This is a genomic window from Amphibacillus marinus (assembly GCF_900110345.1).
Taxonomy (GTDB): Bacteria; Bacillota; Bacilli; order Bacillales; family Amphibacillaceae; genus Amphibacillus_D; species Amphibacillus_D marinus.
Map to the genome: position 1 here is coordinate 20,829 of NZ_FODJ01000017.1, position 17,312 is coordinate 38,140.

Below are 17,312 nucleotides of genomic sequence, written 5' to 3' on the forward strand. Positions count from 1 at the left end.
ATCGTACTAATTATTTGCCCCAGCCCTCATTTCTCATTTAACTAGCATTATTTCATAAGCTTATTTTTTCGCTTTAATTACCTTGGCAATCACTTCACATTTTTTAATTGCCCAAAGATAATGATTAGCTGTGTTAGCTACGAAATAGCTGTATAAATTACTTGTTTTTGTCCATTTATAGTGTTTTTTTATCATAATTTCCTCATTGCTATGTGATCTAATATGCTTCATGACTCTCTCATGACTTAATTTGAATTTTTTAATTGCATGATTTAGTGTCACATCTTGATAGTTTTCCCAAATCTGCAAATTCAGTAGCTTTATGGTACGCCATTGATAGCCAGGAGCAGGCATAAAAGGACGATCACCATCCATCCCCTCCCTATACCATCGTTCTAACATTGCATGCCATTCGTAAAGATGCATGACGACATCACGGAAATTCTTGTCTCTTTCTTCGGTTTCAATCGAAATATTTCTACTTCGGCTAGGAACAGATTCAATTATTCTAAGTAATGTTTGAAAATGGTCTTCACTATCACGTAGTAGCTCATCTTTTTCATTAGTAGGCATTAGTAAATTCTCCTTTTATATTTATTATACTCATACAAAATGGATTCGCTTTAAATATTATTTACGTCGAGCAGAACTGATTGACCCAATTAACATCAACTTATGCCTATGTATGCATATAATAAACAGGATAATACAAACTTTTCCACATTATCCTCTTCCATTTAATTATGACAGTTATTAATCCTAAAGACGATTAACAAACACAACCGCTGCTGTTAATAGTACAATCATCAGTAAAGCCACGGCATCTCTAACTTGCCATTTTAGCTGACGATAACGCGTCCTTTTCTGATCAGATTGATAACCTTTGACCTCCATTACGTCAGCCAGTTCCTCAGCTCGCTTTAGTGAGCTAGCGAATAAAGGCAAGACAATTGGCACAAGTTTCTTCATTTGTTGGATAATATTCCCTTTCCCAAAAACAACACCTCGTGCCCGTTGTGCATCAACAATTTTTGTTGTTTCATCAAGCAAGTTGGGGATAAACCTTAAGGAGATTGACAGCATTAAGGCAAAGTCATTTATTGAGATTCGAAAGATTTGCAGCGGCTTTAACAAAGCATGGATAGCATCTGTTAGATCAATTGGCTTTGTCGTCAAGGTTAGAACAGTGGAGATAAAGATCATTAATACAAATCTAGAGAATGTATAAAAGCCGGTTATTAACCCGAAGCTTGACAACATGACTGGACCTGCTCGAAAATAAACTATACCGCCACCTGTAAAAAAGATCCGGAGCATAACTGCAAATAAAATTAGCCAAATAAGTGGCTTTACGCCATTTATAAATGCAACCAAAGCAATGCCTGTCTGATGCATAATGAAGAAAGTCACAGCAAACAACAACAAGAAACCCCAAATATTCTCAACAAAAAAAAGGAGCGCAATGATATACAATGTAGCAAAAAGCTTCGTACGTGGATCAAGTTGATGTAAAAAGGAGTCACCTGAAAAATAACGCCCCATCATTAATTTGTTCATGCAAAGTACTCCTTTAACAGTAAATCCGCTAATGCTTCAAGCGTTAAGCTTGCTGAGCTAAAAGCACGTCCACACTGCTCCTCGATGCAACGTTGTATGCGTAATGGTTCGGGCAAGTCTATTTTCCACTTTACTAATGCTTCTTTGTCCGCGAATAGCTCTTCTACCTTTTGCTGACACATAACCTGCCCGTTAGCCATTACCACAACATTATCGGCATAAGCAACGACATCGTCCATATCATGAGTAACTAACACTGTTGTTAGCTTGTGGTTGTCATGTAATTCTTGAATCATCGTTAAAATTTCGCGTTTCCCCTCAGGGTCAAGTCCTGCCCCAGGTTCATCAAGTACAAGCACATCTGGTTTTGTTGCAATAATGCCAGCAATCGCAACTCGGCGTTGCTGCCCCCCAGATAAAGAGAATGGTGAACGTTGTAATAGCGCTGGGTCAAGACCAACTTTTCCCATGCTTTCGATGACGGCTAATCGTGTTTCCTCCCGACTAAAGCCAAAATTAGTTGGGCCAAAGCCAATATCCTGTTCTACTGTTTCAGCGAATAGCTGGTGCTCAGGGAATTGAAAGACCATTCCCACCCGCTTACGAATCGCCGCAAGGGTCTGCTTTTTACAACTAGGGGTAATAGAATACTCGCCCACTTGTATCGAGCCTGCAGAAGGAAGTAATAAACCATTGATCATTTTTAATAGGCTCGATTTCCCTGCTCCAGTAGGACCAATCACTGCGGTAAAAGACTGATCAGCTATTAATAAGTTAACTTCATTAATAATATTCGCCGTCCGAATGGGGCCGAGTTGATAATCTGCTTTAACTTGATTAAATACTATTTGCATAGCCAATCCACCAATTCTTCTTCCGACATGTAATGATTGGGAATACTTACACCCGCAGTCGCTAACCTTCTTCTGAGCGCTTCAGCAAAGGGCGGCGTTAGCTTCTTCTCCTCAGCAAAAATATTCGCTGGAGCGCCTTCACTAATAAGCTTTCCCTGCTCTAATACGATTACTTTATCAGCCAAAGCTGCTTCATTACGATCATGCGTGATTGAGATAATCGTTAAATCGTATTGTGCTTGGATAAGCTGCAAGCTTTCTAATAGTTCTCTTCTACTTAAAGGATCTAGCATTACAAACGATTCATCAAAGATCATTATCTCAGGCTGTAAAGCGAGCACACCGGCAATTGCCACACGTTGCTTTTGACCACCAGATAACTGAGAGGGGTCTTTTGCTCGGTGTTCATACATATCAACTACTTTAAGTGCTTCTGCAACACGATTGTGCATCTCTTCATAGCTTAGCTGCTGATTCTCTAAACCAAAAGCAACATCATCTTCAACAGTTGTTCCAATAAACTGATTGTCTGGGTTCTGAAAAACAATGCCAAGTTTTTTTCTGATTTGCCCTTTACTTTGCTCGTCTACTAACTGATTATTGATAAAAATTGAGCCAGACTCTGGTGGTAATAAACCAACCAATAGTCTGGCTAAAGTTGATTTACCAGAGCCATTTTCCCCAATAATAGAAACCCATTTCCCTTTTTCGACTACGAAGGAAACATCTGATAATACATGGTGGTCTAATCTTAAATCATAGCGAAACTTTATATTTTTAACCTGAATAGCATTTAAGTTTGGCAAACAAATCTGCCCCCTTATTTAAATGAGTAACGCGGCAATGAACGTTATGACGACTGAGCCATTAACAAGGATTAAGCTTTTGACAGCTACGCTGAATGTCTCTGCTTTAATTTGTCTGTCATTAAACTGCTTAACTTGCTGATAAACGGGAAAGATGATGAAGAGCACCAGCAATAGCATAAGCGGTAATAAATTTAATAATACAGCACTCATTAATGCAACAAAAGAAAACAAGTATAGCCCATTAAACATATAGACCGCTCTTTTTTTACCAATATAGTAAGGTAGGGTGAAGCGATGATTGGCAATGTCCTCCTCCAAATCACATATATTGTTAGCCAACATAAGATTGGCAATTGTAAAGATACAAGGAACTGAGACTAAAAATATTTCTAGTAACAGAATGATATCTGCCTCTAAGATTATTGAACGCCCTTCCCATACCAAATTAACAATACCATACTGATAAGCATTCACATAAACCGCCAAAAACAAGATGCCAAACCCCATCGCTAAACCAGAAAAGGCTTCACCTAAAGGCATACGTGATAGTGGGATCGGTCCAAACGTGTAAAATATACCAATTCCAAAGCAGACCATACCAACAAGAAGGACAAACAAATCTGTACGATAGGCTAACCATAAGCCTAACCCCGTAGCTAGCGTTAGCATGGTAAAAATAGTACCAACAACTAATCGCTCTGGAATAGCCTCCTGTCCAATAACGTTACGGGTCTGTCGATATTCCTTCGAGGTCGCTTTGCGAAAGTCCATATAATTATTAATAGCTGTTGTCGTTAAGTCAAACAGCAACATTGCGATAAAGAAGATAATTGTGTTTATTAAATTAAAGCTATTGTAGCGAAACCAAACAAACAGGATTCCTATTAAAAACGGAAAGACACTTGCTATTTTAGTCTGGATTTCAACAAGCTGTAAAAAAGCTTTTATGCTCATGATGCTCACCTTTTCTATTGTGTTATTAAGTCGAAATTCTCATTTACTAATTCAAAATTATCTACGATACCACTTGTTAAGTAGATCGCGCGGTCGCGGGTTACAAATATAGCTTCAACATCTTCAAGTTCCTCAATAAAAGCTTTCCCCTCGACTAATCCTTTAGCAAAAGCAACTGTCGATAAAGCATCCCCATCAACCGACAGATCGCTAATAATCGATACACCCGCTATTTCATTATTAAATGGATATCCAGTATCTGGATCCAATAGATGGTGGTATGTTTCATCATCTACCTCAAGGTAGCGCTCGTATATACCGGATGTTACTACCGATTTATCCGATGCCTTAATCTTACCGACTAGTTCCCCTCGACCTAAGAAGGGGTTTTGGATACCAACGGACCAATCACCACCTGATGGCCGATTACCCTTCACAAAAATATTGCCACCTAAATCAATAATAGCTGCTGTTACACCCTCTTCATCCAAAAGGAGATTAACTTGATCAGCAATATACCCCTTAGCGATTGCACCTAAGTCTAACTCCATCCCCTCTTTTACTAAATAAACAGTTTGATTCTCATCGTCTAACTCAACATTTTCATGATTAATTAAACCAAGTACATCTTCAATTTCATCCTGACCTGGTTTCCGTGCATCATCAAAGCCAATGCGCCAAAGCTGGGTTAGCGGACCAATCGTAACGTCAAAGCCCCCATCTGATTGTATACCATAATCAATACTTATCTTAATTAGCTCATATAATTCATCAGAAACGTATACAGGACTTTTGCCTGCTTCACGGTTTATTTCAAATACCTTTGTTGAATTGAGTTCCTCACTAATTAATTGCTCAAGCTCACTAATACGATCCATTGCTAATTGAAGTGTATATTCTTTATCCTCATCATAAACACTTAAATTTATGATTGTTCCAATTAAAAACTCCCTCTGTGTATGAGGTGATGTTAATAGACCAGAATCATTTTTACCACACCCTAAAAGCGTTACTAGACTTAAGAATGCTAGGGTTGTAACCTTTAAATAACCTTTCATGTCTGACACTCCCTAAAATGACGTCAACGCTAACCATTAATGTGAATAGATTCACATTAATGGCCTTTGAAAATGAGTATAGCACCCTCATTATATAGCTGTCTATTATGAAATCAACTATTAATTCTTGATTTTTACTGATTAAATCTTATTTTATCGGTTTTTTACAGAGTTGTGAATACTTAATGAACTTTTTTGTTTGATAAATAATATTTCAATTTGTTCAAACTTTAGCAAATTTTTTATATATAATCTTTAAAAAGCCTAGACACAAGAAAAAAACAGCGTTACAATAATAATCGGTTGTTCATAAATTCACAACAAATCTTGGTTTACAACTATTATTAGGGGGAGTGAGGAGAAAATGGCAAACAAGAATATTGTCATTATTGGTGCTGGTTATGCAGGGGTCCATGCGGCAAAAAAGTTAGCTAAAAAGTTTAAAAAAGATGATACTGTATCAATTACTTTAATAGATCGTCATTCTTATCATACAATGATGACCGAATTGCATGAGGTTGCAGCGCATCGAGTTGAGCCAGACGCGATTCAATTTGATCTTCGTCGCTTATTTAATCGTACAAAAGTGAAACTTGTCACAGACAATGTTACTCATGTCGATCATGATACCAAAAAAGTGACAACAGAGCATGGGGAATTTGATTATGACTATTTAATTTTAGGTATGGGTGGCGAGCCTAACGACTTTGGTACACCTGGTGTTGGTGAACACGCATTTACCTTATGGTCATGGGAAGATGCCGTTAAATTACGTGAACACATTGAGAATACAGTGGCAAAAGCCGCAACTATTCATGATGAGGCAACACGCCGTGCGATGCTAGCATTTACCATTTGTGGTTCTGGTTTTACTGGTATTGAATTAGTTGGAGAGCTTATTGAATGGAAAGAACGCTTAGCTAAAAACAACAAGCTTGATGTAAATGAAATTTCACTTTATGTGATTGAGGCTGCGCCAACAATCTTAAATATGCTGGAGCGTCGTGATGCTGACAAAGCTGAAGCTTACTTGTTAAAGCACGGTGTCAAGGTTTTAAAGGAATCTCCAATAGTAGAAGTTCGTCCGGACGAAATTGTTCTTAAAAATGGCGAAACAATTCCAACTTATACACTTGCTTGGACAGGTGGCGTCAAAGCTAATTCTGATACTGAAGAGTACCAAATGGAGCAAGCGCGTGCTGGTCGATTAAAAGTGAATAAGTATATGGAATCTGAGCAATATGATAACGTCTATGTCGTTGGTGATTTAGCTTACTTTGAGGAAGAACCAGGTAAGCCAACACCGCAAATTGTCGAAGCTGCCGAACAAACTGGTACAACAGCAGCAAAAAACATTATTGCAACAATAAAAGGTGAGGACAAAGTTGCCTACGAAGGTAAATACCATGGTGTTATGGTGTCTATCGGTGCACGCTATGGTGTTGCAGACCTTATGGGCCTTCACTTAAGTGGTTGGTTCGCGAATTTTGTCAAACATATGGTTAACTTGTATTATTTCTTTGGTATTGGTAGTGGCTATTATATGTTTAAATATATCGAGCATGAATTTTTCCATACCAAGGATAAACGTAATATCTTCCGTGACTTCTTAACACGTTACGGCAATGTATTATGGAGTGTGCCATTACGCGTTTATCTTGGGTTTTTCTGGCTTGTTGAAGGCGGGAAAAAATTCTGGGGTGAAGAACTTTGGTCAGATGCTACCTCAAGCTTCGCTAATTTAACAAAACTATTTAGAGGAATTGGAGAGGATTCATGGCTTGTATCTTCTTCTGTCAACCTGAACTACCCTTGGTTACAAGAAGCGGGTTCTGCTGCAACTGCAGCTGCAACTGATGCTAGTGAATGGGCAGTACCTATCTTAAGCGATTTACCAAAGTGGTTTGCATGGATTATGCAAATTATCATGCCAACACCAGAAGTTGCTGTATTTATGCAAAAAACAGTTGTGTTTGTTGAAATTGCCATTGGGCTAGCACTCATCTTCGGTCTATTCACATGGTTGGCAAGTGCAGCTAGTGCAGCATTCATCGCCATGTTTACTTTATCAGCCATGCTAGGCTGGGAACAATTTTGGGCTTTACCTGCAGCCATTGCCATTTTAAATGGGGCTGGTCGTACAATGGGACTTGATTACTGGGTAATTCCTTTTATTCAGAAAAAAGCGAGTCAATGGTGGTACGGCAAACCGAAATCTATTTATCAAGATAAATAACATATTAAATAGAGGAGCAGCGATTGACTCTTGCACAAGAGTCTGTCGCTATCTTCTTTATCTAAGGGTTTTCTGTTATAGTAGATAATAACGAATGATCAAAGGAACGCAAATTAACTTTAAGATTGCGTTTTTTTACTGTGAGTTAGCCATCCTAAACAGTGAAAGGAAGACAGGAAATGAAAGCTTTTCTCTCTGTATTTAAAGTCGGTGATCTTGGTATCATCATATTTCTTCTCTGTGTTTCTTTTTTTCCTTTTGCTGTTTTTTATTATAATCAAAGTCAAGTCAGTGGTCTTGATCGTGTTGCGACAATTTCATTAGATCATGAGCTGGTTTATGAAATTAATCTAACAGATCACCAAGGTAAAGAACAATTTACTATATACACAGATGATAACGAGACAAACACAATTGAGGTTGTTGATGGTCGAATTAGGATTCATCAGGCAAGCTGCACCGATCAGGTTTGTGTCCGAACTGGGTACATTGATCAAGCTGGACAAACCATTGTCTGTCTACCCCATCAGCTTGTCATCGAGATTAAGTCTAATGATCTTACCGACATTGATATAATAAGTTCATTTATTAATCAAACTGAGGGAGGACAGGTCTTATGACAAAGAATCAACGCCTTGTATATATCGCTTTATTAGCGGCTCAAGCCGTTATTATAGGCCTTGTTGAACGAATTATTCCTTCTCCTTTCTTTTTTGCTCCTGGAGCGAAATTAGGCTTAGCCAATATTATAACCTGTATGGCCATTTACACACTGCCGTTTAAAGATGCCAGTAAGGTTGTCTTCATTCGCCTTTTGTTAACCACTCTACTTGGTGGTACTGTCTCTACCCTAATGTACAGCGCGGCAGGGGCATTACTTAGCTTTGTTAGTATGCTAACCATTAAGCAACTAAGCTTCATGAAAATTAGCTTAATAGGTGTCAGTGCTACTGGTGCTGTTTTCCATAATGTTGGCCAGCTTGTCATCGCTAGCTGGGTCGCGCAAACCTGGACGGTTATGCTTTATTTGCCCGTCTTATCATTAATTGGTATTCTGACAGGCATAGCAATTGGGATCACTGCTAACTATTTATTAACTCACATCGAACGTTTACACTATTATATGGATTTAAGAACGTTGTAACGCGATAAGAATGAAAGAGGTATTTAATGATGAACACGCATGCGATGTGGAAGGATTACCCACAATTAGAAAAAGACCTTTCTAGGGTCACGCAGCTCATTGATTCACATATACGGATTAGAGATAAGCAAATTCGAGCAACTTTAAAAGAAGTTGTTCATGCTGGGGGGAAATTATTACGTCCTGCTTATACATTGTTATGTAGCCAAATGGGTGCCTATTATGATCGCGATAAAGCAATTGCGCTTGCCGCAGCAGTCGAAACATTACACATGGCAACACTCGTCCATGATGATGTCATTGATGACGCTGCAACCAGAAGAGGTAAAGCGACACTACAGAATACGCATGGCAATAAATTTGCTATTTATGCTGGGGACTATTTATTTTCCATTAGTTTTGCGATCTTATCTAAGCATTCAGGTTCCTTGGAGCATTTAGCCTATAACTCGCGCAGCATGGAGCGTATTCTTATTGGTGAGCTTGATCAGCTTCACTCTCGTTTTAAACCAGCTAGTAGTGTAAAGGATTACTTAGCACGTATTTCTGGAAAAACGGCTCAATTATTTGCTGTCAGTTGCTATACTGGTGCAATTGAGAGTAAGGCAACAAAACGACAAGCTCGACATGCATGGTACATGGGCCACTATATCGGGATGGCCTTTCAAATTATTGATGATATTCTTGATTATGAGGCCGATGCTTCCCATGTCGGAAAGCCAGTAATGGCCGATGTCAGACAAGGCATTTATACCTTACCTTTAATTTATGCACTAGCCAAAAACGAACGGGAAATTAAACCAATCCTCGAAAAGAAACAGCTCTCTGATGAAGAGTTAGACCGACTTATTACACTAATTAGACAAGAGCGCGGACTAGCAAATGCTAAGAAGCTTGCTTCCCGGTATACCGAAAAAGCTTTAACAGAGTTAAATAAACTTCCTAATGGGCCTTATAAAGACACATTATTTGAGTTAACATCACAAATGCTCAAACGAACAATGTAAAATTATTGTTTGGTTGGGCATTTATTTTACCTTATAGATAGAGTCATCGCTTATGTTTCAACAAAAAAAAGCTAACTTTAGCCAGTTAGCTTTTTTTACATCCATTATTCTACACTTGTCTCGCCTTCAACTGTTCCTTCCAAAGAAGCTGAAGCTTCAAACTCTTCACTAGCGAAAATAACGTCACCCGTTACTGTTGCTGTTGCATGAAGTAGGAAACCATCTGCTTCTACATATACATCACCATCAAGCGTTCCACCTTGGAAATTAAGGTTTTCACTTTGTACAACTAATTGTGGTACTGTAATGACCCACTGATCAACGATATTACGATCATCATCTTGTGTGTAGGCAGCAATTTTACGATAAACGTCTTCACTCTCATCTCCACTGTTATGGAACGTTCCAGTTACAACTAAATCCTCTGATAACGTTAAGTCGCTTTCAGGAATAATAATCCACGTTCCGTTTTCACTCGCCGCTGCATGTAAACCTTCTGCATCAGCTGCAAACGACGCTGCTGTTACGACATCTGTGCCCTCTTCTTCCGTGCCATTATCATCAGAACCACCACAAGCAGCTAATAAGCCTACTGTTAAAATCATTGCTAAAAATAGTTTAAATTTCATTGTCTTTCCTCCTAAGAGTCATGTTGTTTGTACAGCTTTGTACAATCTATATATTACCACATATAAGCAACTTAGTGTACACAAAAGTTTAAATATCGTGAAAAAATTCACAAAAGTTCACAAAAAGTTTACGATACTTTTCAACCTTAATATTAACTGCACTACTACCGGCTTCATCAATAAAAAAACTTACATGCCTAGAAGACAAGTAAGCTTTTATAAGAAATTATAAAACAATATAAATGCAATTCGGTTCATTTTTATATGACGAGTTAGACAGCAAATTAGCCCTTTTTAGCACCTCGACCTCCACGTTTCGATTCGGTATGCTTTCGTAACGAAGCTAAGCGATCTTCAGAATCCTTTAGAAAACGATTCATTTTCGCCTCAAAGTTCTCTGTACGTTCACGAGTTGGTTTAGGATGACTAGAACTCGAGCTTCGCCGATTTTGGACAGGTTTATCCTTTGCCTTTTTAATCGATAAGCCTATTTTTCCATCCTTTTCTACATTGATAACTTTGACCGTTACTTCGTCACCAACTGTCAGGTGTTCATTAATATCTTTAACATAATTATCGGCAACCTCACTAATGTGGACGAGTCCTGTTTTACTCTCTGGCAATTCAACAAACGCACCAAAATTAGTAATCCCTGTTACCTTCCCTTGCACCTTGCTGCCTACTTCAATTGACATAAAAAAAATGCTCCTCCTTAAGAATTAAAAAAAGATATACTACACCTTTATATTATAGCCAAGCTATGAAAGCAATGTCAATAAGCAGGATCTTCCTCAGTTAGTTTAAAAACTATTTCTCCCTCTTCAGTGAAGAAATAATTAGTCTTTGCAATTCTAAGCACATAAGACTCATCTTCTAATAAACTAATTTCTTCTGATAAAGATCGTGCTTCACCTTCTAATTGCACCATCTGATTCTTTAGTGCCTCATATTCAGCTACCTTCTCGGCATGTATTGCCCTTTGGTTTCTATGATATGAAAAAACCGTACTGAAGGTTACCAAGGCAAGAACAGCAAACAAGATAAGTCTCCTTCTTAAGCGTTGCTTTTTCCGACGCGCTCGCTCTTGTTTAATATCATATTGATCCATAGTCTTTGAACGAAATCGGGCAACTTTTTGCTGATGTCTTCCCATATCATGATAACCTCCTTTACTCTTTTTTATTCCGCTTTATTATAGTATTCTCTATTTTACTATAGATTCCTGCTAAAGAAACTAAGTATTTCCTCACATTTTTAGGAATACAACGCCATAAAAGCCTCATTATCCATAGAATTGGGGTTAAAATTATTTTAATAACGTAGCTAAAGACGACAAATACAAAACCACAAATTGCTAATATTAAGCGATAAAGGTAGATAATTGGTTTAATAATAAGATAGTAAACAAGCTGATAAATAAAAAAACAAATTCGTTTCACCAGCACAATAAAGCCCTCTAACAGCCACTGAAAACCATGCTGGATGACTCTTAAATAAAACCAAAATCCAATTGTTACCGCTATTAAAAAATAGAGATGTACTTGTCCACCATTTAATTCAACTAAAAACAGAAAGCTAATGAAGCTTTGTGCAAGCCAAAATGCGAACTGAAAAATAGAAGCTAACACCTTGTACCCTTTTAGCGGCTTAATTAAACGTTCATTTGTATCAAACATACACCCAAGATAAACGCCTACTAAAACCATGCCCGCGAACGAAAGCAATTGGGTGTTTACACTCATTTGAACAGCTTACCAAGAAATCCTTTTGAAGAACTATTCTGGTGATTATCCAAATAAGAAAAATCATTCAGCTTACCTTTAATCTCAACTCGCCCTTGCGTTACATCAAGAGTTTTAATTTGGAGATTTTCTCCTCTAATCATTAGATAGCCTTGCACTGTTTCTAGCAGAAACTCCTCATTATCAAAGCTATCAACCTCTTTAACACCGCTAATTTCAATAACTCGTCTGTTACGCACTTTAATTTCATGCTCTGGTTGAGTAGATGAAGTTGAATATTGGTTCGATTCATGTAACATAATAAGCCCTCCTTTAATCACTAATATGATATGCTAGAGGAACTTCTATTAGAACGGTTTTACCTTAATTATTATCTTTAGATACAGGTACTTCTTTGAGAATAGAATAGAGAGTATTGGCCTCTTCCTTTCGTACTGTCTCCTTAAGCGATTCTATTTTTATCGTTAATAACTTTTGCCCAAATTGAATATCCAGCTCATCATCTATTGAGACTGTAGTTGCTGCTTTCGCTTGATTACCATTTACTTTAATACGTCCTTGATCAGCGACTTCCTTTGCCAGAGTCCTTCGTTTAATTAAGCGTGATACCTTTAAGAATTTATCTAATCGCATTTCAATCATTCTCCTCGTCTTGTTTTGACATTTCCCAGAATTTATCAAGTTGTTGCAACGATAACTCACTTATGTTCAGTTCCCGTGCTCTTACTACTTGCTCGATAAAGTGAAAGCGCTTGGTAAACTTAGCATTCATTCTGTTCAGAGCCAAATCGCTATTAATTTTATAATAGCGTGCTAGGTTTACAATCGCAAATATTAGATCACCAAACTCTGCCTCTATTTCCCACTGGTTCTCATCCTGAATTGCTGTTTGAACTTCCCTTATCTCTTCATGAACCTTAGCCCAGATATCGTTAGGGTTGTCCCAATCAAACCCTACTTTAGCGGCTTCTTTTTGAAGTCCTTCAGCCTTAACAAGGGTAGATGACGACTCTGGAACACGATCTAGTAGTGAGTTCGTTTTTACTAGTCCTTTCTCCTCTGCTTTGATCGCCTGCCAATTGGAGATAACCTCCTCTATACCCGACACGATGGTATTGTTAAAAACATGTGGATGCCGCCTAATTAACTTTTCAGAAAGGGTACGAATGACATCATCAATTGTGAAATAACCTTGATCTTCACCGATTTGGCTATGAAGCATAACATGTAATAGCACATCCCCAAGCTCTTCTGTGATCGCGTTGTCATCCTCTTGATTAATTGCATCAATTAACTCGTATGCTTCTTCAACAAGATAAGGTCGTAGACTCTCATGTGTTTGTTTCTGATCCCAAGGGCAGCCCTTTGGTCCACGTAGCGTTGCAATAATTTCTCGTAAATAGCTAAATTGATGAGCCAAAACTGCCTTTGAAGTAGGTGGAATATACAGACTTGTTAAATTACTTAATCGAACAGTCTGATCAAGTTCAAAGAGCGGTATGGTTTTTATTAACTCTGCTTCACTTCCAGCTGCCTCAACTACTGTGACTAGATGTTCTGGAGGAAGATCCTCTAATAATGTCAACTTCACCTCTGAAGCAATCATCTGATCATAGACCTGACAGAAGACCAGATGATTCGTATAGTTAACTTGATTGCGGTCAAAGCTTGTGGCATCAAAAAATTGAAACCCTTCAATAGGATCAATTTTTAGTGCGGTAAATAAATCATCTAAATAACTTTGACCACCTAATATGTGAACCTCTATCTCTTCTTGCTCCAAAAGCAACTGTACCGTTCGTTCAGCCAACATAGGGTGGCCAGGAACTGCATAGACAATCTCATTAAATTTTGCTGCTTCAAGCTTAAGCTGTTGTACAATCGTTTGATAGACCGTTTCAAAATCGGTTGCAGACTGGTAAACATAATCAAATGACCGATAGTGTACCCCCTCATCCCTTAATATTGCGAGCACAGGGTGATCAGCAGTACGCACAAACAATGGGACGGTCAAATTAGTGATTTTGCGATACACCCCTAATGAAAGCTGCTCTAGATCACCTGCACCTAGACCAATAATATTAATACGACTCAACATTCATCTATCCTTTCTGCATTGACCAGCTATTCTTCTACTAATCATTCAAAAACCGTTTAAATGGCAATACGTCACGCTCTTGCTTCGTAAACACGCTAAGCATAACTAAACTAAAAAAATAAATGATAATGCCAAACAATACAACTATTATAATATAAAAAAGCTGCCCTAGTCTCGACCCACTTATAAACAAGGACTGACCCACTCTATTAATTAAAGTCACTGCACCAACCATAATCAACAGCGCTGATCCAAAGCGTAGCCAAGGCACTTGCATTATTTTTTGATTAGGAACAGCCCTTTTTAGTTGTGTCATATTTAAAACTAATACAATAATGGTCGCCAATACGGTTGCTGTTGCAGCACCAACAATTGATAAATAAGGAACTAGAATAATGTTAAAGATAAACTTCGCCAGTACGCCAATTAGCACAAAAATTGCCGTACGATAAACATATTCCAGCCCTTGCAAGATGGCTGCCGTGGAAATACTTAATGATGCAAATAAAATGGTGAAAGTAAATATTTGCAAACTAACTGTCCCCACATCTTCCTTAAATAACACAAGGTTAATCTCAGGTAATAAAACAATTAAGCCTGCTGTAGCTCCAGCTGATAAGTATAGCGTAAATCGCCAGGTGCTAGTTATATAAGCCCTAAACTGCTCTTGATTACTTAACAGCCTTGCCTTTGTAACAGACGGAATAAGCGCCAAGGTTAAGGATGAAGCGAGCACTATTCCTAATTGCGCTAGTGGCTGGCCACGATCTAACACACCTTTAAGGACTTGGGCCTCGCTTAGTGGTATGCCTGTTTCAAGTAAGTGCGGTACGAACGTTAGCGCATCAACAAGCTGCAAAAGCAATAAAAGCATATGATTGACAGCCATCACTAGTCCGAAGCCGATAATTGTCTTCCAGATATAAAGAGCTGAACAGGACATATTACTGACCCGCTCTCTTGGGGGCTGTTTTTTAAAGCTGTATATGTATAGAAATATTGCTGCTGCTACCGCACCGACAAACGAAGCTAGCACAGCCCCTATCCCTACATGGTAAACCAAACCATCTAATCTTACTATTACAAGTGCCAAAGCAATAATTAAGCTAACACGGACAATTTGTTCAATTATCTGAGAAACGGCTGTTGGCGTCATATTACTCTGTCCTTGAAAAACGCCTCTTAAGGTAGCTACGAACGGAATTGGTAAAAATAAACAAGAGCATGCCCGAATTGCCATTGTTAAGTTCACATCACCCATTTCACGAGCAATTGTAGGAGCGAAAATGAAAATCAAGCAAAATAACAGACCCGAAAACAATAGTAAATGCCAAAAAACACGCCTCGTTAATCGTTTATCTAACTGTCCGGAATGTTGCACAACCAAACTTGAAATAGCCGCAGGAAATCCGTATAAGGCTAGCATTGTTGCAATTCCAATAAAAGGATAGACTTGTTGGTAAACATAGAAACCGACGTCCCCAGTAATATTCTGCAAAGGCACACGATACATGGCGCTTAATAGCTTGCTAAGTAGTCCAGCATAAGTAAGTAAGAACGCCCCTCGATAAAATTGGCGTTGTTCTAGCCGTTTTTTCATATGGTATATACCTTTCTCTACATTAAAAACTACTTTATTATACCATAGTAGCTACTGTGAAGCTTAATCATCAAATTGAGCATATTTTTTTTAACGTTATTTTGCACTGCTAGACTAAAAGTGAGAGCACCAGCAACCATCATTAATCGCTCATCGGCAATTTAATTAATTTACTGACAAAAAGCAACTACTGGGAGATAATCCAAATAGTTGCTTTTCATTATTTCTTAGTTATTAAAAATCTTTTCTCTTTTTACGAATGGTTAACAGAATACCACCTAATAAAAGTATGCTAACTCCAATAGTCATAACATTATACACCTGGGTCGCCGTGTTAGGTAAGTCCGTTTGCTGCTTAGGTTCTCTCTCAGAATTAGACTCACCAATATCAGTAGATCCAGTAGGTTCGACTTCTATTTTTTCGTTTGTTACGTTAATTGATAGTATCTCAACTTGCCCCACTTCTATCTCAAAATCAATAGGCGTGTTATCCAGCTGGTAGCCTTCTGGTGCTTCCGTTTCAATAAACTGATAGCTACCCGGGCGTAAATCGGTAACAATAATTAAGCCTGCTTCATTCGTTGTAAGACCAGCCTTTAGTTCATTACCATTAGCATCAAGCAAGGTGAATATAGCATCAGCTAATACATTGCCTGCTTCATTTTGCTTAATTAACTGCACAGAACCACGTGTCAGCATATTCGTTATCACTATCTCTTTCTGAGCTAGTTGACCACGATCAATTGTAAACGCAATTGGTCCTGCTAAAAGTTGATAACCTGGTAAAGCACGCGTTTCTATGAGTTGGTAAGAGCCTGGGCGTAATCCTGTTAGCAATAGCTTACCATCGGCATCGGTTGTTAAGCCTGCTTCAATGAACTCACCATTAGCGGCTTGCAATTCGAATTCAACACCTGCTAGCACATGACCGTTATCGAAGTCTAGCTTAGTTAACTCAAAATCGCCTGTGACAATTTGATTGTCTGTACTAATTTGTGTATTGGTAATCTGACCTAAGTCAATTGCAAACAAAATTGGGCGTTGATCAAGCTCATAGCCAAATGGCGCCTCCGTTTCAACAAATTGATAGTGACCCGGCTTTAATCCTTCAACCACAATTTGCCCTGCCTCATCTGTTACATGCTCACTAATAAACTCACCTTCAGTAGTTTGCAGCTCAAATGTTGCATCAACCAAACGTTCACCTGTCTCACTATCAACTTTAGTAAGCTCAACACCGCTAGTTGTGCGTTCATTCGTCTTAGCCACTTCGGCGATTTCCTGCTGGTCAAACACAACAGTTACCTCGATTGGCGTCGGGTCAAGATCATGACCAAATGGTGCGCCCGTTTCAACAAAGTAATACGTTCCTGGTTTTAGATCATTAACCTCAATTATGCCGGAATCATTTGTTTCAAGCCCTGATACGACTTCTTCCCCATCTTCATCGACTAAGTTAAAGATTGCGTTTTCCAACGCTTCTCCTTCTTCACCGACTTTAACTAGTCGCACTGCACCAGTTGTTAAGGCATTTTCTAATTCTATTTCAGTCCGCTCTTCTTGACCTAACGCAATGACAAATTCAAAGCGTCCGTCCAAAAGATCGTATCCAGCAATTGATTCC

Annotated in this window: 19 protein-coding genes; 4 read left to right on the forward strand and 15 right to left on the reverse strand. The window is 38.5% G+C overall.

Features of this window, described 5'->3' with window-relative positions:
- Positions 1-60: 60 nt before the first annotated feature.
- The 6 genes from BM000_RS16010 to BM000_RS16035 all read right to left on the reverse strand — a co-directional run bounded on the left by BM000_RS16010 (position 61) and on the right by BM000_RS16035 (position 5,232).
- Entirely contained in the window at positions 61-573 is a 513-nt protein-coding gene (locus BM000_RS16010; protein ID WP_091500272.1) for a ClbS/DfsB family four-helix bundle protein, read from the reverse strand.
- A gap of 186 nt (positions 574-759) precedes the next feature.
- Positions 760-1,557: an energy-coupling factor transporter transmembrane component T family protein gene (locus tag BM000_RS16015; protein ID WP_091500273.1), complete on the reverse strand. Its 798-nt coding sequence runs from the start codon at positions 1,555-1,557 to the stop codon at positions 760-762.
- Positions 1,554-2,411 carry an energy-coupling factor transporter ATPase gene (locus BM000_RS16020; protein WP_091500275.1) on the reverse strand — a complete coding sequence of 286 codons (858 nt, stop codon included), beginning with the start codon at positions 2,409-2,411 and terminating at the stop codon, positions 1,554-1,556. Before BM000_RS16020 ends, BM000_RS16015 begins: the two co-directional genes overlap by 4 nt.
- Entirely contained in the window at positions 2,402-3,217 is an 816-nt protein-coding gene (locus tag BM000_RS16025) for an energy-coupling factor transporter ATPase (RefSeq protein ID WP_218144109.1), read from the reverse strand. Before BM000_RS16025 ends, BM000_RS16020 begins: the two co-directional genes overlap by 10 nt.
- 18 nt (positions 3,218-3,235) lie before the next feature.
- Positions 3,236-4,174: a 1,4-dihydroxy-2-naphthoate polyprenyltransferase gene (gene menA, locus BM000_RS16030; RefSeq protein ID WP_091500278.1), complete on the reverse strand. Its 939-nt coding sequence runs from the start codon at positions 4,172-4,174 to the stop codon at positions 3,236-3,238.
- Between the two features lie 14 nt (positions 4,175-4,188).
- Positions 4,189-5,232 (reverse strand): FAD:protein FMN transferase, encoded by a 1,044-nt coding sequence (locus BM000_RS16035; protein ID WP_091500279.1) that lies wholly within the window; start codon positions 5,230-5,232, stop codon positions 4,189-4,191.
- A 364-nt stretch (positions 5,233-5,596) separates the two neighbouring features.
- On the opposite strand from BM000_RS16035, the gene BM000_RS16040 reads away from it, so the two are divergent.
- The 4 genes from BM000_RS16040 (at position 5,597) to BM000_RS16055 (ending at position 9,619) form a co-directional block, all read left to right on the forward strand.
- A complete protein-coding gene (locus BM000_RS16040) occupies positions 5,597-7,468 on the forward strand; it encodes an NAD(P)/FAD-dependent oxidoreductase (protein ID WP_091500281.1) in 1,872 nt (623 codons plus the stop codon).
- Between the two features lie 179 nt (positions 7,469-7,647).
- Positions 7,648-8,088 carry a NusG domain II-containing protein gene (locus BM000_RS16045; RefSeq protein WP_091500282.1) on the forward strand — a complete coding sequence of 147 codons (441 nt, stop codon included), beginning with the start codon at positions 7,648-7,650 and terminating at the stop codon, positions 8,086-8,088.
- Positions 8,085-8,612: a Gx transporter family protein gene (locus BM000_RS16050; RefSeq protein WP_091500284.1), complete on the forward strand. Its 528-nt coding sequence runs from the start codon at positions 8,085-8,087 to the stop codon at positions 8,610-8,612. The genes BM000_RS16045 and BM000_RS16050 overlap by 4 nt, the downstream gene beginning before the upstream one ends.
- 29 nt (positions 8,613-8,641) lie before the next feature.
- On the forward strand, positions 8,642-9,619 hold the full coding sequence (locus BM000_RS16055; RefSeq protein WP_091500303.1) for a polyprenyl synthetase family protein: 978 nt from the start codon (positions 8,642-8,644) through the stop codon (positions 9,617-9,619).
- A 104-nt stretch (positions 9,620-9,723) separates the two neighbouring features.
- On the opposite strand, the gene BM000_RS16060 is transcribed toward BM000_RS16055, so the two are convergent.
- The 9 genes from BM000_RS16060 to BM000_RS16100 form a co-directional block, all read right to left on the reverse strand.
- Positions 9,724-10,248, reverse strand: a complete 525-nt coding sequence (locus BM000_RS16060; RefSeq protein ID WP_091500286.1) for a polymer-forming cytoskeletal protein — start codon at positions 10,246-10,248, stop codon at positions 9,724-9,726.
- Between the two features lie 284 nt (positions 10,249-10,532).
- Positions 10,533-10,943: a S1 domain-containing RNA-binding protein gene (locus tag BM000_RS16065; RefSeq protein ID WP_091500287.1), complete on the reverse strand. Its 411-nt coding sequence runs from the start codon at positions 10,941-10,943 to the stop codon at positions 10,533-10,535.
- 77 nt (positions 10,944-11,020) lie between these two features.
- Complete coding sequence (locus BM000_RS16070; protein WP_091500289.1) at positions 11,021-11,401, reverse strand: FtsB family cell division protein; 381 nt, start codon at positions 11,399-11,401, stop codon at positions 11,021-11,023.
- Positions 11,402-11,417: 16 nt separating this feature from the next.
- Positions 11,418-11,990: a spore cortex biosynthesis protein YabQ gene (gene yabQ / locus BM000_RS16075; protein WP_091500291.1), complete on the reverse strand. Its 573-nt coding sequence runs from the start codon at positions 11,988-11,990 to the stop codon at positions 11,418-11,420.
- Entirely contained in the window at positions 11,987-12,289 is a 303-nt protein-coding gene (gene yabP / locus BM000_RS16080) for a sporulation protein YabP (RefSeq protein ID WP_091500292.1), read from the reverse strand. The genes yabQ and yabP overlap by 4 nt, the downstream gene beginning before the upstream one ends.
- A 64-nt stretch (positions 12,290-12,353) precedes the next feature.
- The gene (locus tag BM000_RS16085; protein WP_091500294.1) at positions 12,354-12,623 is read right to left on the reverse strand and encodes an RNA-binding S4 domain-containing protein; all 270 of its coding nucleotides are present in this window, start codon (positions 12,621-12,623) and stop codon (positions 12,354-12,356) included.
- Position 12,624: 1 nt separating this feature from the next.
- Positions 12,625-14,088, reverse strand: coding sequence for a bifunctional methyltransferase/pyrophosphohydrolase YabN (yabN, locus tag BM000_RS16090; RefSeq protein WP_091500295.1), 1,464 nt, complete (start codon positions 14,086-14,088; stop codon positions 12,625-12,627).
- A 37-nt stretch (positions 14,089-14,125) separates the two neighbouring features.
- Positions 14,126-15,688 (reverse strand): putative polysaccharide biosynthesis protein, encoded by a 1,563-nt coding sequence (locus BM000_RS16095; protein ID WP_091500297.1) that lies wholly within the window; start codon positions 15,686-15,688, stop codon positions 14,126-14,128.
- Between the two features lie 234 nt (positions 15,689-15,922).
- Positions 15,923-17,312, reverse strand: a 1,390-nt coding sequence (locus tag BM000_RS16100; RefSeq protein WP_143063954.1) for an MSCRAMM family protein, incomplete at its 5' end; no start/stop codon positions are given.

Excerpts from the sequence above, each read along its gene's own strand:
- BM000_RS16010 (WP_091500272.1), bottom strand. The coding sequence starts at position 573 with ATGCCTACTAATGAAAAAGATGAGCTACTACGTGATAGTGAAGACCAT.
- BM000_RS16015 (WP_091500273.1), bottom strand. The coding sequence starts at position 1,557 with ATGAACAAATTAATGATGGGGCGTTATTTTTCAGGTGACTCCTTTTTA.
- BM000_RS16020 (WP_091500275.1), bottom strand. The coding sequence starts at position 2,411 with ATGCAAATAGTATTTAATCAAGTTAAAGCAGATTATCAACTCGGCCCC.
- menA (WP_091500278.1), bottom strand. The coding sequence starts at position 4,174 with ATGAGCATAAAAGCTTTTTTACAGCTTGTTGAAATCCAGACTAAAATA.
- BM000_RS16035 (WP_091500279.1), bottom strand. The coding sequence starts at position 5,232 with ATGAAAGGTTATTTAAAGGTTACAACCCTAGCATTCTTAAGTCTAGTA.
- BM000_RS16040 (WP_091500281.1), top strand. The coding sequence starts at position 5,597 with ATGGCAAACAAGAATATTGTCATTATTGGTGCTGGTTATGCAGGGGTC.
- BM000_RS16045 (WP_091500282.1), top strand. The coding sequence starts at position 7,648 with ATGAAAGCTTTTCTCTCTGTATTTAAAGTCGGTGATCTTGGTATCATC.
- BM000_RS16050 (WP_091500284.1), top strand. The coding sequence starts at position 8,085 with ATGACAAAGAATCAACGCCTTGTATATATCGCTTTATTAGCGGCTCAA.
- BM000_RS16055 (WP_091500303.1), top strand. The coding sequence starts at position 8,642 with ATGAACACGCATGCGATGTGGAAGGATTACCCACAATTAGAAAAAGAC.
- BM000_RS16060 (WP_091500286.1), bottom strand. The coding sequence starts at position 10,248 with ATGAAATTTAAACTATTTTTAGCAATGATTTTAACAGTAGGCTTATTA.
- BM000_RS16065 (WP_091500287.1), bottom strand. The coding sequence starts at position 10,943 with ATGTCAATTGAAGTAGGCAGCAAGGTGCAAGGGAAGGTAACAGGGATT.
- BM000_RS16070 (WP_091500289.1), bottom strand. The coding sequence starts at position 11,401 with ATGGGAAGACATCAGCAAAAAGTTGCCCGATTTCGTTCAAAGACTATG.
- yabQ (WP_091500291.1), bottom strand. The coding sequence starts at position 11,990 with ATGAGTGTAAACACCCAATTGCTTTCGTTCGCGGGCATGGTTTTAGTA.
- yabP (WP_091500292.1), bottom strand. The coding sequence starts at position 12,289 with ATGTTACATGAATCGAACCAATATTCAACTTCATCTACTCAACCAGAG.
- BM000_RS16085 (WP_091500294.1), bottom strand. The coding sequence starts at position 12,623 with ATGCGATTAGATAAATTCTTAAAGGTATCACGCTTAATTAAACGAAGG.
- yabN (WP_091500295.1), bottom strand. The coding sequence starts at position 14,088 with ATGTTGAGTCGTATTAATATTATTGGTCTAGGTGCAGGTGATCTAGAG.
- BM000_RS16095 (WP_091500297.1), bottom strand. The coding sequence starts at position 15,688 with ATGAAAAAACGGCTAGAACAACGCCAATTTTATCGAGGGGCGTTCTTA.